The following is a 12,899-nucleotide window of genomic DNA, read 5'->3' on the forward strand; positions in this document are numbered from 1 at the left end:
ATCATGCCAGCGGTCCTTGCCAACATCCTTTGTCTGACTTCGACAAATAAGGACGTCGGGGCTAGTTTCCTGCAGCGGCGTGGGCCAAAGGGTCAGTGGCCCATGCCCAGGCCGCCGTCCACCGGGATGACCGCACCGGAGATGTACGCGGCTTCGTCGCTGGCGATCCAGCGGACCACGTTGGCCACCTCAGCCGCTTCGGCGAAACGGCCGGCAGGGATGCTGGCCAGGTAATCCTTCTGGGTGGCCTCGGGCAACTCGGCCGTCATGTCCGTGTTGATGAACCCGGGTGCCACCACGTTCGCGGTGATGCCGCGCGACCCGAGTTCCCGGGTGAGGGAACGGGCGATGCCCACCAGACCGGCCTTGGAGGCGGAGTAGTTGATCTGCCCCGGGGCCCCGTACAGGCCTGAAACCGAAGAGATGAGGACCACGCGGCCCTTGCGCAGCCGGATCATGCCCTTGGACGCACGCTTGATGACACGGAAGGCGCCGGTCAGGTTGGTGTCAATCACGGAGGTGAAGTCGTCCTCACTCATGCGCAGCAACAGCGTGTCCTTGGTAATGCCGGCGTTGGCCACCAGGACTTCCACCGGACCGTGGGCAGCTTCCACTTCCTTGAAGGCAGCGTCCACCGAAGCCTCATCGGTAACGTCCGCCTTGACGCCAAGAATGCCTTCCGGCAGCTGGGTTTCGCTGCGGTAGGTCACCGCCACCTTGTCACCGTTGGCGAGGAACGCCTGGGCAATGGCCAGGCCAATACCGCGGTTGCCGCCGGTCACCAGGACGCTGCGGGGTGCGGAAGCTGTTTCAGTCATAAAGGGCTCCGGGATTCTGCGGCAGGCTGCGCCGCGGTAGCGGGTGTGGTTTGGGCTGCCTCCGATCTTAGCGGCAGGCTCCCGGCGGGTTTGGGCAGCACTGCCGATGGTGCGAGAATTAAGGGAAGCCTTTGGAGCGTGATCATTCACCGTGACCCTTGAAAACCATGCGGGACACTCCGCGCCCGAAGAACCGGGCCGGTTCTCCGGCGACAGCGAAGTCCACAGCATTACTGACGCCGCCGGCGCGCATTCGGAGGATATGCGCCAGCGGATGATCAAGTATGCCCTGGCCATGGGCATCCGCATGGTGTGCCTGATCCTGATATTCGTGGTGGACGGATGGTTGAAGATCATTGCCGTTGCCGGAGCTGTGTTCCTGCCCTGGATCGCCGTGATCATCGCCAACGGCAGCGACAAAGCCGAGACGCCCAGTGACCTGCTGCTGGACTCCGCACCGCTGGCCGAGCTGGAAAGCCCTCCAGCGCCGGTGGAGGACGACGAGCCGGGAAGCGCCGTACTGCAGGGCGAGCTGGTGAAGGACGAGGACCCGGAGCCCGGGGAGGAGCGGCAGGCATTATGAGCATTTTCGATTTCGCAGCTGGATCGGACATGGCATCAGAGGCCGGCGCCGTCTGCTCACGGAAGGCGTGCAGGGCCCAGGCATCCTGGCAGATTCTCTGGAACAACCCAAAAATCCATGCCCCCGAGCGCCGCAAGACCTGGCTGGCCTGCACCGACCACCGGGACTGGCTGGAGGACTACCTGCAGACGCGTGGCCTCTGGAAAGAAACGCTCCCGCTCGAAGCCCCCGGGGAAGCCTCCCTGGAGCAGGACATCTGAATGTACCGTTTCCTCTTTTCCAGCAAGTGGCTGGGCTACCTCCTGCTGGCGGCTGTCTTTGCCACCGCGTGCGTGTTCCTTGGCCGCTGGCAGATGGACCGACGCGCCGAGACCCTGGCCGAGATCAACCGCGTCGTCAGCAACTATTCGGCCACTCCCATTCCCTTTGAACAGGCGCGGGACCAGTTCATCCAGCTTGACCCGGCCAAAGAGTGGACCCAGGTGGAGCTGAAGGGCTCCTACGACGCCGCCGGCCAGCGGATTGTCCGCAACCGGCCGCTCAACGGGCAGCCCGGGTACGAGGTGGTGGTCCCGTTCCGTCTCGCCATTGGCGAAACGGTGGTCATCGACCGCGGCTGGCTCCCCATCGGCAACAGGAATCCAGGCAGTCCTGAATCCGTTCCCGCCCCGCCCACGGGTGACGTCACCGCCGTCGTCCGTTTGAAGCACGGCGAGCCGGAACTGCAGCGCGGGGCACCTGAGGGGCAGCTGGCATCCATCGACCTTCCCACGTACTCCGCGCAGCTGGGTTATCCCGTGCTCACGGGCGCTTACGGCCAGCTCGCCTCGGAAACGCCGGCGCCGGCGGATGCGCCGGTATCCTTCCCCAAACCGTCCACTGACGAGGGGACGCACTTGTCCTACTCGCTGCAGTGGTTCGCGTTCGGAGTCCTGATGTTCGTAGGCTTCGGCTACGCGGCGCGGCAGCAGGCACGCAACGCCGCGATCGATGCCGAGGACCAGGACGAGTCGGAACTGGACGGAACGGTCCACTCAGCCGTCCCGGCCGCCCGGCGCCGGCCCGCACCGCCGCGCAAGCGTAAGAAGGCGACGGCAGAGGAAGAAGAAGACGCCCTCCTGGACGCACAGGGGTACTAAGCGATGGCAACGTTCGACGACGGGCCGGTCGCCGTGGTGCGTTCGGCGCTGGTGGAGGCCGGAGTCGGCGACACCGTGCGAACCTTTCCTGCCGGTGTGCCCACGGCAGCCGCCGCGGCGCAGGCACTGGAATGCGATCTTGCCGCCATCACCAACAGCCTCATCTTCGACCTCGACGGCGAGCCCCTGCTGATACTGGCCAGCGGTGCGGCCCGCGTTGATACGGCGCTGGTTGCCTCGCGGCTCGGCACGGGCAGGATCCGCCGGGCCTCCCCCACCTTCGTCCTGGAACATACCGGGCAGGAGGTGGGCGGGGTCGCCCCGCTAGGCCACCCGAAGAGGATCAGGACACTCCTGGACGAAACCCTGCAGGCCCACCGGCTGCTGTGGGCTGGAGCAGGTGACCACCACTCGATGTTCAGCATCACCTACCAGGACCTGCTCCGCGTGACCGGGGCCTTGGAACTGCCGGTGCGCTAGGCGAGCGTGATCAGGTCCAGGTAGTCCTCGTTCCAGAGGTCTTCCACGCCGTCCGGAAGCATGACAACCCGTTCGGGGTTCAGGGCTTCGACAGCGCCTTCGTCGTGGCTGACCAGGACGACGGCTCCGGTGTAGTTCCGGAGCGCGCCGAGGATTTCCGCGCGGCTGGCGGGGTCCAGGTTGTTGGTGGGCTCGTCGAGGAGGAGGACGTTGGCGCTCGAGGCCACGATGGTGGCCAGGGCCAGGCGCGTCTTCTCGCCGCCGGAGAGCACGCCTGCGGGCTTGTCCACGTCGTCGCCGGAGAACAGGAATGAGCCCAGGATGCCGCGGACCTCGGCGTCCTTCATGTCCGGCGCGGACGAGCGCATGTTCTCCAGCACGGTTCGGTCGTGGTCCAGGGTTTCGTGTTCCTGGGCGTAGTAGCCCACCTTGAGCCCGTGGCCCGGGATGACCTCGCCGGTGTCCGGCGCGTCCACGCCGGCGAGCATGCGCAGCAGGGTGGTCTTGCCGGCGCCGTTAAGCCCCAGGATGACCACCTTGGAGCCGCGGTCGATCGCCAGGTCAACGTCGGTGAAGATTTCCAGCGAACCGTAGGATTTGCTGAGCCCGTCCGCGGTGAGGGGGGTCTTGCCGCAGGGCGACGGATCGGGGAAACGCAAAGCTGCCACGCGGTCCTGCTCGCGAACCGCTTCCAAGCCGCTGAGCAGCCGTTCGGCACGCTTTGCCATGTTCTGCGCGGCGACGGCCTTGGTGGCCTTGGCCCGCATCTTGTTGGCCTGGTCCATGAGGACCTGGGCCTTCTTTTCGGCGTTGGCGCGTTCACGCTTGCGGGCGCGCTCATCCGTTTCGCGCTGCTGCAGGTAGCGCTTCCAGTCCATGTTGTAGAAATCAATCTGGGCGCGGTTGGCGTCCAGCAGGAACACCTTGTTCACGGTGGCTTCCAGGAGGTCGGTGTCGTGGCTGATCACGATCAGGCCGCCCTGGTGGTTCTTCAGGAAGTCACGCAGCCAGGCGATGGAATCGGCGTCGAGGTGGTTGGTCGGTTCGTCCAGGAGCATGGTTTCGGCATCCGAGTACAGGATGCGGGCCAGCTCCACGCGGCGCCGCTGTCCACCGGAGAGCGTCTTGAGCGGCTGGTTCAGCAACCGGTCCGGCAGGGCAAGGTTGGAACAGATCGACGCCGCCTCGGCCTCCGCCGCGTAACCGCCCGCGGCGAGGAACTCGGACTCCAGCCGGTCATACCGGTTCATGGCCTTACGCTGGACGTCGGCGTCATCGCTCGCCATTTCGTCATGCGCCTTGCGCAGTTTGCCGACGACGACGTCCAGGCCGCGGGCGGAAAGGATGCGGTCCCGCGCCAGCTGTTCCATGTCCGGGGTGCGCGGATCCTGGGGCAGGTAGCCGATTTCGCCGCTGCGGGTCACCTTGCCGGCGGCTGGCAGGCCTTCACCCGCGAGGACACGGGTCAGGGTGGTCTTGCCCGCGCCGTTCCGGCCCACCAGTCCGATCTTGTCCCCTTTATCGATGCGGAAGCTCACCTGGTCCATGAGGAGCCGGGCACCGGCGCGCAGTTCAAGATCCTGGACAGTAATCACAGCAGGTAAGGCCTTTCACAACAGGGAACGCCACGGTCCGCGCAGTGTGTGCGAAGGGACGCTGGGGCAGAGTGGCCGGAAAACGGCACACTTCAGTCTACCGTCCGGCGGACCGGTCCAGTTTCAGCAGCAGAAACTCCCGGCTGCACGGTGATGGTGCCGAGGGCTTAACCGGGGACGCCGCCGCCAGGGTTCAAGCAGAATGGGGTCATGGAATTCGATCGGCTGCTGCAGATCCGGCGTATCTACGCACAGCCGGCCGCCCTGGAGCTGCCACGTGGCCAGCAGATTCTCGCTCGCTGGCCCGGAGCCGACGTCGTACTGGTGGACAGCCATTGGAACATCCCGGACCTGCATGGTGACGAAACCAACGTGCCGCGCTGGTCACGGATCAAAACGGAAGCGCTGGTCCTGGGGATCAAAAAGTCGCTGACCGTCAAACCGAATGGCCGCTCGGCGGATTTCATTGCGCCTTCCACAGCGAACGGCTGCGCGATGGCGTGCGCCTACTGCTACGTTCCGCGGCACAAGGGTTACAGCAATCCAATTACGGTGTTCGCCAATATCGACCAGATCGCGGCGACCCTTGAGCGGCACGCCACCCGCCAGGGGCTCAAGCTCGAGCCCAACCAGTGCGACCCGGAACTGTGGGTATACGACATCGGCGAGAACAGCGATTGCTCAGTGGATGCACTGATCAGCCCCAACGTCGAGGAGCTTGTGGGGCTCTTCCGCGAACTGCCCAACGCCAGGCTGTCCTTCGCCACCAAGTTCGTCAACCCGGAGATGCTGGCATGGGACCATGGCGGCCACACCCGGATCCGCTTCTCCCTGATGCCGGCGGACCTGGCCAGGTCCATTGACGTCCGGACGTCGCCGGTGGCGGAACGGATCGCAGCGATTAACGACTTCGTCGACGCGGGCTACGAAGTGCACGTGAACTTCTCCCCCGTCATCATCACCGACACCTGGCTGGCCGACTGGGAAGAACTTCTCCGCCAGCTCGACGCGACCTTGACCGGGGCAGCCAAGGCCCAACTCGCGGCGGAGGTCATTTTCCTGACCCACAACGAGCAGTTGCATGAGGTCAACCTGGGCTGGCATCCGCAGGCTGAAAAGGTTCTGTGGCGTCCCGGCCTCCAGGAGTCAAAGACGTCCTCCAACGGATTCAACAACGTTCGCTACCGGTCACGGGCAAAGGCTGGCTATGTGGCGCAGTTGACCGCGCTCATTGAGGAAATCACGCCGTACTGCCGCATCCGTTACGCGTTCTGAAACGCGCACCGGCTGCGGCAGCTGTCAGGCATGGTGTTCGTCGGGCGCACCGTTCGGGGCGGGCGCGGCAGACTCGCTGTGCCCGCCTTTTGCCTTGCCGAACGGCAGCACCTTCAGGATCGGGCCGACCACTGCCAGCACTATGAGGCCCCAGGCGAGGCCGACGACGGTTGAGCAAAGGGTGTTGACGAGCCAAGCTAAAAGACCGCCGACGACGGCAACGCCCGCCACCGGGTGCTCAATCCCATGGACCAGGTCATAGGGTGCGTGCCAGCCGAGGTCGTGCGCGCCCTGCAGCATGATGTGGCCGCCGACCCAGAGCATGGCGATGGTTCCCACGAACGTGATGGTGGCCAGCACGGCGGGCATTCCGGTGACCAGCAACCTTCCGAGGCGCTTGGAGCGGGGAGAATCCTTGCCCACCAGGTGCACGCCGATGTCGTCCATTTTGACGATGAGCGCGACGGCGCCGTACACGAGCACCGTGATGGCGAACGCCACCAGGACCAGGATGAACGCGCGGACCCAGATGGATTCGGTGGCCACCTCGTTCATGGAGATGACCATGATCTCGCAGGACAGGATGAAGTCGGTGGTGATCGCGCCCTTGACCACCTTGGCCTCGGCATCGTGCCCGCGTTCCACCGCGGGGGCTTCGTCTTCCTCGTGGTGGCCGCCGCGGAGCTTATGCCAGACCTTCTCGGCGCCCTCGTAGCAGAGGTAGGTGCCGCCGAGCATGAGAATGAACGGAATGATCCAGGGGATGAAGGCGCTGATGAGCAGCAGGGCGGGCAGGATGATCAGGAGCTTGTTGCGGATGGAACCCCAGAAGATCTTCTTGATCATCGGCAGTTCACGGGACGGGTCCGCCCCTGAGACGTACTGCGGGGTGACCGCGGCGTCGTCGATGACGACGCCGGCCGCCTTGGCACCAGCCTTCGCGGCGCCGGCTGCCACGTCATCCACCGATGCTGCCGCTATGCGGGCCAAGGCTGCCACGTCATCCAGAAGGGCTACGAGGCCGCCGCTCAAGGCCGGCCCCCGAGGGTCTTGTGGTCAGGGCGTTGAGCATTGAGGGTTGGGTGCGTGATGGGCATGTTCGGAGTATATTGCAGCCGGCCGGCGGGCTCAGCCCTTTGTCAGGTCCTCGGCAAGCATCACAATGATGCCGCTGGGACCCCGGACGTAACTGAGCTTGTAGGCGTCTTCATAGGTGGCCACGCCTCGCAGGGGGTGGCAGCCGTGCCTTGCGGCAATCTCGAGGGCCTGCCCGATGTCGTCGACGGAGAAGGCGACGCGGTGCATTCCGATTTCGTTGGGCCGGGTGGGCTCAGTTTCGATCGCGTCGGGGTGGATGTATTCGAACAGTTCGAGGCGGCCGCCGCCGTCCGGGGTCTGGAGCATGGCGATCCTGGCGTGGTTGCCGTCGAGTCCGACGGCGGTGTCGGCCCATTCCCCGCTCACGGTCTGCCGGCCCACCACAGTGAGCCCGAGGTCGGTGAAGAAAGCGATGGCCGCTTCCAGGTCGCGGACGGCGATGCCTACGTTTTCGAGTTTGATGGGCATGTGCCACAGGGTACCAACGCGGGGATCGTGCAGGACAGCAACGGAGGGTCAGCGCCTGGTCCGGTACTTCGTCATGACTACGCCGTTGGGAAATGCCCTCGTGTCCACCAACGTCAGGTTCACCCAGGTGTCCAGGGCTGTAAAGAAGGGTTTGCCGCCGCCCACCAGGACCGGATGGGTGACGGTCACGTACTCGTCGATCAACCCGGCCCGCATGGCCGCTGCGGCGAGCGTGGCTCCGCCAATGTCCATCGGGCCGCCGTCTTCGCCCTTGAGCCGGGTGATCTCGGTGACCGCGTCACCGGTGACCAGGCGGGCATTCCAGTCGACGGCGCTGAGGGTCGAGGAGAACACCACCTTCGGCATGTCCCGCCAGCGCCGGGCAAATTCGATCTCAGCCGGTGTGGCCCCAGGCTGTTGGTCGGCGGTGGGCCAGTGCGGACTCATGGTCTCCCACAGCCTGCGCCCGTACAGCGCCAGGCCCGTGGCCCCCACCCGGTCGGACCACCACTGGAACAACTCGTCGCCCGGTACGCTCCAGCCAAGGTCGCCGCCGGGTGCGGCTATGTAGCCGTCGACGCTCAGGTTCATGGCGAAGGTCAGCTTGCGCATGGCGCCCAGTCTCCCCCGACTCTCCGGCCGTTGCATAGACCCGCGGAGTTCATGTCCGGCCCCCTTTGTGCCCACCCAAAAGCACCCACGCCCTCCCTTAGTAGGACCCCTACAAAATCGTCCCCGTTCCGCGCCGGTAGCGTCGGCTGTACATTAGATTCCGCTTGTACAACCCCGACAGGACCGCCATGAGCAACACCGAGACCACCACAGAAACCAGCAAGCGGACGGAGCGCCGGCGCTGGAACGGCACCGACCTTGGCCTGATCGCCGTCTTCGCCGCCCTCGTGGCCGGCGCCGCACTGGTGCCGGGACTGGCCCTGAACGGCTTCGGCGTCCCCATCACCTTCCAGACCCTGGCCGTGATGCTCACCGGCCTGGTGCTGGGGCCCGCCCGCGGATTCGCCGCCGTCGGACTTTACACCCTCCTGGGGCTGGCCGGCCTGCCCATCTTCAGCCAGGGCCGCAGCGGCCTGGCCATCCTTGCGGGGCCTTCGGCCGGCTACATCATCGCCTTCCCCATCGCCGCTGCGGCAGTGGGTTGGCTGGCGACTGTGGTCATCCGCCGGACCACGAAAGCCCGCGCCCTGTGGTTCTTCCTGGCCGCCACGGCCACCAGCATCGTCTTCGTGCACACGCTGGGCGTCCTGGGAATTGCCCTCAACTCCAAGGCCACGCTGGAGCAGGCCTTCCTTAGCGACCTGGTCTTCTACCCGGGAGACATCATCAAGAACCTCCTGGCCGCCGCCGTCGCCGTCGCCCTCCACCGGGCGTTCCCCGATGTCCTGGTCCGCCGCGTCCGCCGCCGCACCCAACCCACCCGAAGCGCCTAGGGACTACGCATGCCGGCAGTAACGTTCGACCAGGTGCGTGTCGCCGTCGAAAGCGAGGACTCCCAGCAGCCCAAGGTCCTCCTGGACGCAGTAAGCCTCAGGCTGGACGAAGCCCGGGTGGGCGTCATTGGCGCCAACGGATCGGGCAAATCCACGCTGCTGCGCCTCGTCAACGGACTCATCCAGCCCTCCAGCGGCACCGTCACGGTCGACGGCGACGACACCGTGGGTGCCGTCCGGAAGGTCAGGCGCAACGTGGGCTTCGTCTTCACCGATCCCCTGTCCCAGCTGGTGATGCCCACCGGCCGGGAAGACGTCGAACTGTCCCTCCGCCGTTCAACCAAGAACGGTACGGAACGGCGGCACCTGGCGGAACAAGCCCTCGAACGCCTGGGCCTGCTGAACCTGGCGGACCAAAGCATCTACGAGCTGTCCGGCGGCGAGCGGCAACTGATGGCGCTCGCCGCCGTGCTGACGGCAAACCCCCGGGTGCTGGTGCTGGACGAGCCCTCCACCCTCCTGGACCTGCGCAACCGCGAGCTGCTCCGCAGGACTTTGGCGCACCTGGACCAGCAAATCATCATGTCCACCCACGACCTTGAGCTGGCCCTGGACATGGACCGGGTCCTGGTCATCGAGCAGGGCCGCGTGGCTTTCGACGGCGCCCCGGCGGAGGCCGTGGCGGCCTACCGCTCATGGTGCCTTCAGGGATTGGACGCCACAGGGCGGGATTCCACGTGAGGGGCCACGGCTTCCTCCTGGCCAACTACGTGCCCGGTACCTCACTGGTCCACCGCGCACCGCTGGCGCTGAAGTTCCTCCTGGTCATCGGCTGTGGCCTGCTTTCCTTCCTCATCGTCGACTGGCGCATCTCCGCAGGTGTCCTGGCCCTGCTCTGCGGCCTGTTCCCCGCCACGGGCGCCGGGGCGCGCCGGCTGTGGCACGCCGTCCGCCCACTGGCCCCCGTGCTCCTGGTCATTGGCCTCTTCCAGTGGTGGCAGCTGGGCGGACCCACAGCGGGCCGGATCGTGCTGAACATCCTGGTCTGCGTCGTGGCAGCATCCCTGCTGACCGCCACCACGCCGATCCAGCGGCTCCTGGACGGCGTGGTCCACCTGGCGCGGCCCTTCAAAAGGTTCGGCGCCGATCCTGAACGCTTCGCGCTGACCATCGGCATCATGCTCCGCAGCATTCCCTTCATCGCGGGCACCTTCGCTGACGTGCGCGACTCCGCCCGGGCCCGGGGACTGGAGCGCAACCCCCGCGCACTGGTCCTGCCGGTCTTCATCACATCCGTGGCGTACGCCCGCCAAACAGGTGAGGCGCTGGCGGCCCGCGGCTTGGGCGAACCGGAAGACTGACCGGGCGGGACGCCAGGCGGCGTTACAGCCGCCGGTACTCCAGCAGTGCCGCCGTGCCCATTCCACCGGCCATGCTGATCATGGCCAGCCCCAGGGCGCCCTCGGTGCCCGCCCGCCGCGCCTGGGCGAGCAGCCGGGTCACCAGCACAGCACCCGACGCACCGTAGGCGTGCCCCAGCGCCAGCGCCCCGCCGTCGAGGTTTGCCCGGCCGGGATCGATCCCCAGCTCACCGAGGCACGCGAGGGTCTGTGAGGCGAACGCCTCGTTGAATTCCACCAGGTCCAGCTCGCTGGCCTTCACACCGGCCGCAGCCAGGACGCCCCTGGCAGCCGGAACAGCGCCCATCCCCAGCAGCTGCGGAGCCACCCCGGCGGTACCGGTGCCGCGCACCAGCAGGCCATCACGCACCCCGAGCAGGCGGGCCCGCGCAAGGGACGTCACGACGACGGCGGAGGCGGCGTCCGCGTCAGAGCAGGAATTTCCGGCAGTGACAGTTCCTCCTGGCACAAAGGCGGCCGGGAACCGTGCCATGACAGTCGGCGTCAGGCCCGCCCGCGGCCCGCCGTCCACGGAGACGGTCCCCGCGGGAGTCTCCAGCGGCACGAGTTCGTCCGTGAAGCGTCCGTCCCGGATGGCGGCGAGGGCTTTCCGGTGGCTGGCCAGCGCGAAAGCATCCTGGCGTTCGCGGGCAACGCCGTACGCGCCGGCCACCGTTTCCGCGGCCACGCCCATGTCCGGGTCCCCGAAGCTGTCCGGCACAAACTGGGCGCGCCGGTAGAACTCCGGGCCGCCGTCGTCCTTCCTGTGGGCCCGCAGGGGCGCGGTGCTGGTGCTTTCCACTCCCCCTGCCAGGTAGAGCGGTCCGCCGCCGGCCGCAACGAGTCGTGCGGCAAGGACGATTGCATCCAGGCCCGAACCGCACTGCCTGTCAACGGTGATTCCCGGCACGGTGGCCGGCAGTCCCGCCTCCAGCAGGGCAAGCCGTGCAACGTTCCCGCCCCCTCCGACGGCGTTGCCGATAACAACGTCGGTGACGGACGCGGGGTCCAGTGCCACTGCGGCCAGTTCCCGGAGGACCGGAGCGAGGAGTTCGTGGGCGCGCAGGCTCCGCAGGGCTCCGTTGACGGGGCACACCGGGGTCCGGCGCGCGGCGATGATGACCGGCTGCCGTTCGGGCGGCAGGAGGACGGGCGGCTGGACGTCAGGCGCCAAGGGCACGCACCCTGGGGTCGCGGGCATTGATCCACTCCAGCAGGAGGTTGCGGCTGACCTTGCCGCGGTCCGTGGTGGGCAATTCCGCGAGCAGGTAGTACTGCGACGGCCGCTTGTGCCGGGACAGGATGTCCTCCAGGCCGGCCCGCAGCTGGGTGGCGCTGATTCCGCCGTGGGACGGCACCACGCCGGCGACAACGCGCTGGCCACGCAATTCATCAGTCATCCCGGCAGCAACAGCTGCTGAGACCCCGGGGACGGCCGCCAATGCCAGTTCCACCTCATGCGGGTAGACGTTCCGTCCCGCCGTCAGGATCATGTCGGCGCGGCGGCCGAGGATGTGCAGTTCGCCGTCCGCCAGGTAGCCCTGGTCCCCCACCGTGTACCAGTCGCCGAAGCACCGCATCGCTTCGCCGTCGTCGCCCCACAGGTAGCCGTTGCCCACCATGCCGCTGCGGACGCAGATGTTGCCGTAGCTGCCGTCGGGGACCGGTGCGCCCTCGTCATCCAGGATCCGGACGTCGACCCCCGGAAACGGCCGGCCGATTCCGGTCCCGCCGGCGGTGGCCTCCTGGCCGGGGGACAGGCCAAGACCGGACACGAAACTCAGTTCGGAGGCGCCGTAGTACTCGTAGATGGTGGCGTTGGGAGCCCAGCGTCTGGCCGCTTCGAGGGTGCGCGCATCAAGCTTGGAACCGGCGCAGATGATAGTCCGGATACCGGACGCATCGACGCATCCGGTCATGCCGCGCTCGCTGAGCATCCGCAGCATGGTGGGTACCAGGACCAGCCGGGTGACACGGTCGTGGGTGATCGCCGCATGGACGTCGCCGACGTCGAACGTCTGCAGCGTATGGAACTCGGAACCGGCATACAGGCACTCAGCCAGGGCATAAAGGTTCAGGCTGGCGGCCAGCGGACCAGGCGCAAGGGTCACGTCATCCTGCCGGAGACCGAAAAACTCGATCGAGGCATCGAAGGATTGCTGCCAGGACCGCCGGGAGCGGGTGAAGGCCTTGGGTACAGCCGTGGTTCCGGAGGTGAGGCCAATCAGGAAGGTGGATACCGCCGGCCCGTCGGCCAACCCGTCATCCGGAGACACCGATGCGGAATCGGCGCATGCCTCGACCCGCCGGACGATGTCCTCCTGCAGGGACTTGGGCCAGGCCGGATCCAGGACGGCGCATTGCCGGCGGCCCGCCACGGCGGCTGCGAATTTCACGGCAAAGTCCACGGAATTGGCTTCGCAGAGTGCCGTGACGGATTTCGTGCCGGCCACCTCGTCTTTCGCGGCGTCCCGCAGTTGCTCCCAGTCGAGGCGGCGCCCGGCTATCACGACGGCGGTGTCGTGCGGCCGCTGCCCGGCCCAGCGCTGGAGCTTGTCGAGGAAGGGCACGGACCAACTTTACCGGCAGGGCAGATTG

At 66.8% G+C, this 12,899-nt stretch carries 15 protein-coding genes; 8 read left to right on the forward strand and 7 right to left on the reverse strand.

The window, feature by feature from the left end; all coding sequences use genetic code 11:
* Window positions 1-92 precede the first annotated feature (92 nt).
* A complete protein-coding gene (locus tag NIBR502771_RS15135) occupies window positions 93-818 on the reverse strand; it encodes a beta-ketoacyl-ACP reductase (protein WP_141160471.1) in 726 nt (241 codons plus the stop codon).
* Between the two features lie 151 nt (window positions 819-969).
* Between NIBR502771_RS15135 and NIBR502771_RS15140 the strand changes: the two genes are divergently transcribed.
* From NIBR502771_RS15140 to NIBR502771_RS15155, 4 genes are read left to right on the forward strand one after another with little or no spacing between them, the layout of a single operon-like run.
* Window positions 970-1,401 carry a DUF3099 domain-containing protein gene (locus NIBR502771_RS15140; protein WP_141160472.1) on the forward strand — a complete coding sequence of 144 codons (432 nt, stop codon included), beginning with the start codon at window positions 970-972 and terminating at the stop codon, window positions 1,399-1,401.
* Window positions 1,398-1,661, forward strand: a complete 264-nt coding sequence (locus NIBR502771_RS15145) for a hypothetical protein (protein ID WP_141160473.1) — start codon at window positions 1,398-1,400, stop codon at window positions 1,659-1,661. The genes NIBR502771_RS15140 and NIBR502771_RS15145 overlap by 4 nt, the downstream gene beginning before the upstream one ends.
* Window positions 1,662-2,540, forward strand: a complete 879-nt coding sequence (locus tag NIBR502771_RS15150) for an SURF1 family protein (RefSeq protein ID WP_141160474.1) — start codon at window positions 1,662-1,664, stop codon at window positions 2,538-2,540.
* A gap of 3 nt (window positions 2,541-2,543) precedes the next feature.
* Entirely contained in the window at window positions 2,544-3,020 is a 477-nt protein-coding gene (locus tag NIBR502771_RS15155; RefSeq protein ID WP_141160475.1) for a YbaK/EbsC family protein, read from the forward strand.
* Here NIBR502771_RS15155 and NIBR502771_RS15160 read toward each other — a convergent pair.
* Window positions 3,017-4,615 (reverse strand): ABC-F family ATP-binding cassette domain-containing protein, encoded by a 1,599-nt coding sequence (locus NIBR502771_RS15160; RefSeq protein WP_141160476.1) that lies wholly within the window; start codon window positions 4,613-4,615, stop codon window positions 3,017-3,019. The two genes, NIBR502771_RS15155 and NIBR502771_RS15160, sit on opposite strands and share 4 nt — an antisense overlap.
* Window positions 4,616-4,825: 210 nt before the next feature.
* Between NIBR502771_RS15160 and NIBR502771_RS15165 the strand changes: the two genes are divergently transcribed.
* Window positions 4,826-5,890: a spore photoproduct lyase family protein gene (locus tag NIBR502771_RS15165; RefSeq protein ID WP_141160477.1), complete on the forward strand. Its 1,065-nt coding sequence runs from the start codon at window positions 4,826-4,828 to the stop codon at window positions 5,888-5,890.
* Window positions 5,891-5,914: 24 nt separating this feature from the next.
* Here NIBR502771_RS15165 and NIBR502771_RS15170 read toward each other — a convergent pair whose 3' ends face one another.
* The 3 genes from NIBR502771_RS15170 to NIBR502771_RS15180 all read right to left on the reverse strand — a co-directional run bounded on the left by NIBR502771_RS15170 (window position 5,915) and on the right by NIBR502771_RS15180 (window position 8,068).
* Window positions 5,915-6,922, reverse strand: coding sequence for a DUF808 domain-containing protein (locus NIBR502771_RS15170; protein ID WP_141160478.1), 1,008 nt, complete (start codon window positions 6,920-6,922; stop codon window positions 5,915-5,917).
* Window positions 6,923-7,018: 96 nt separating this feature from the next.
* Window positions 7,019-7,456 carry a VOC family protein gene (locus NIBR502771_RS15175; protein WP_141160479.1) on the reverse strand — a complete coding sequence of 146 codons (438 nt, stop codon included), beginning with the start codon at window positions 7,454-7,456 and terminating at the stop codon, window positions 7,019-7,021.
* 48 nt (window positions 7,457-7,504) lie between these two features.
* Complete coding sequence (locus tag NIBR502771_RS15180; protein WP_141160480.1) at window positions 7,505-8,068, reverse strand: dihydrofolate reductase family protein; 564 nt, start codon at window positions 8,066-8,068, stop codon at window positions 7,505-7,507.
* Window positions 8,069-8,256: 188 nt separating this feature from the next.
* Between NIBR502771_RS15180 and NIBR502771_RS15185 the strand changes: the two genes are divergently transcribed.
* Genes NIBR502771_RS15185 through NIBR502771_RS15195 form a run of 3 tightly spaced genes read left to right on the forward strand, consistent with a single transcriptional unit; the run spans window position 8,257 to window position 10,262 of the window.
* A complete protein-coding gene (locus NIBR502771_RS15185) occupies window positions 8,257-8,901 on the forward strand; it encodes a biotin transporter BioY (protein ID WP_141160481.1) in 645 nt (214 codons plus the stop codon).
* 9 nt (window positions 8,902-8,910) lie between these two features.
* Window positions 8,911-9,642, forward strand: a complete 732-nt coding sequence (locus NIBR502771_RS15190; RefSeq protein WP_141160482.1) for an energy-coupling factor ABC transporter ATP-binding protein — start codon at window positions 8,911-8,913, stop codon at window positions 9,640-9,642.
* Window positions 9,639-10,262: an energy-coupling factor transporter transmembrane protein EcfT gene (locus tag NIBR502771_RS15195; RefSeq protein WP_141160483.1), complete on the forward strand. Its 624-nt coding sequence runs from the start codon at window positions 9,639-9,641 to the stop codon at window positions 10,260-10,262. The genes NIBR502771_RS15190 and NIBR502771_RS15195 overlap by 4 nt, the downstream gene beginning before the upstream one ends.
* A 22-nt stretch (window positions 10,263-10,284) precedes the next feature.
* Here NIBR502771_RS15195 and NIBR502771_RS15200 read toward each other — a convergent pair whose 3' ends face one another.
* Window positions 10,285-11,502, reverse strand: a complete 1,218-nt coding sequence (locus tag NIBR502771_RS15200) for a thiolase family protein (RefSeq protein WP_141160484.1) — start codon at window positions 11,500-11,502, stop codon at window positions 10,285-10,287.
* Complete coding sequence (locus NIBR502771_RS15205) at window positions 11,465-12,871, reverse strand: class I adenylate-forming enzyme family protein (RefSeq protein ID WP_141160485.1); 1,407 nt, start codon at window positions 12,869-12,871, stop codon at window positions 11,465-11,467. The genes NIBR502771_RS15200 and NIBR502771_RS15205 overlap by 38 nt, the downstream gene beginning before the upstream one ends.
* Window positions 12,872-12,899 lie beyond the last annotated feature (28 nt).

Origin of the sequence: Pseudarthrobacter sp. NIBRBAC000502771 (genome assembly GCF_006517215.1) — a bacterium.
GTDB classification, from domain to species: domain Bacteria; phylum Actinomycetota; class Actinomycetes; order Actinomycetales; family Micrococcaceae; genus Arthrobacter; species Arthrobacter niigatensis.

Excerpts from the sequence above, each read along its gene's own strand:
- NIBR502771_RS15165 (WP_141160477.1), top strand. The coding sequence starts at position 4,826 with ATGGAATTCGATCGGCTGCTGCAGATCCGGCGTATCTACGCACAGCCG.
- NIBR502771_RS15190 (WP_141160482.1), top strand. The coding sequence starts at position 8,911 with ATGCCGGCAGTAACGTTCGACCAGGTGCGTGTCGCCGTCGAAAGCGAG.
- NIBR502771_RS15150 (WP_141160474.1), top strand. The coding sequence starts at position 1,662 with ATGTACCGTTTCCTCTTTTCCAGCAAGTGGCTGGGCTACCTCCTGCTG.
- NIBR502771_RS15145 (WP_141160473.1), top strand. The coding sequence starts at position 1,398 with ATGAGCATTTTCGATTTCGCAGCTGGATCGGACATGGCATCAGAGGCC.
- NIBR502771_RS15135 (WP_141160471.1), bottom strand. The coding sequence starts at position 818 with ATGACTGAAACAGCTTCCGCACCCCGCAGCGTCCTGGTGACCGGCGGC.
- NIBR502771_RS15180 (WP_141160480.1), bottom strand. The coding sequence starts at position 8,068 with ATGCGCAAGCTGACCTTCGCCATGAACCTGAGCGTCGACGGCTACATA.
- NIBR502771_RS15185 (WP_141160481.1), top strand. The coding sequence starts at position 8,257 with ATGAGCAACACCGAGACCACCACAGAAACCAGCAAGCGGACGGAGCGC.
- NIBR502771_RS15200 (WP_141160484.1), bottom strand. The coding sequence starts at position 11,502 with ATGCCCGCGACCCCAGGGTGCGTGCCCTTGGCGCCTGACGTCCAGCCG.
- NIBR502771_RS15155 (WP_141160475.1), top strand. The coding sequence starts at position 2,544 with ATGGCAACGTTCGACGACGGGCCGGTCGCCGTGGTGCGTTCGGCGCTG.
- NIBR502771_RS15175 (WP_141160479.1), bottom strand. The coding sequence starts at position 7,456 with ATGCCCATCAAACTCGAAAACGTAGGCATCGCCGTCCGCGACCTGGAA.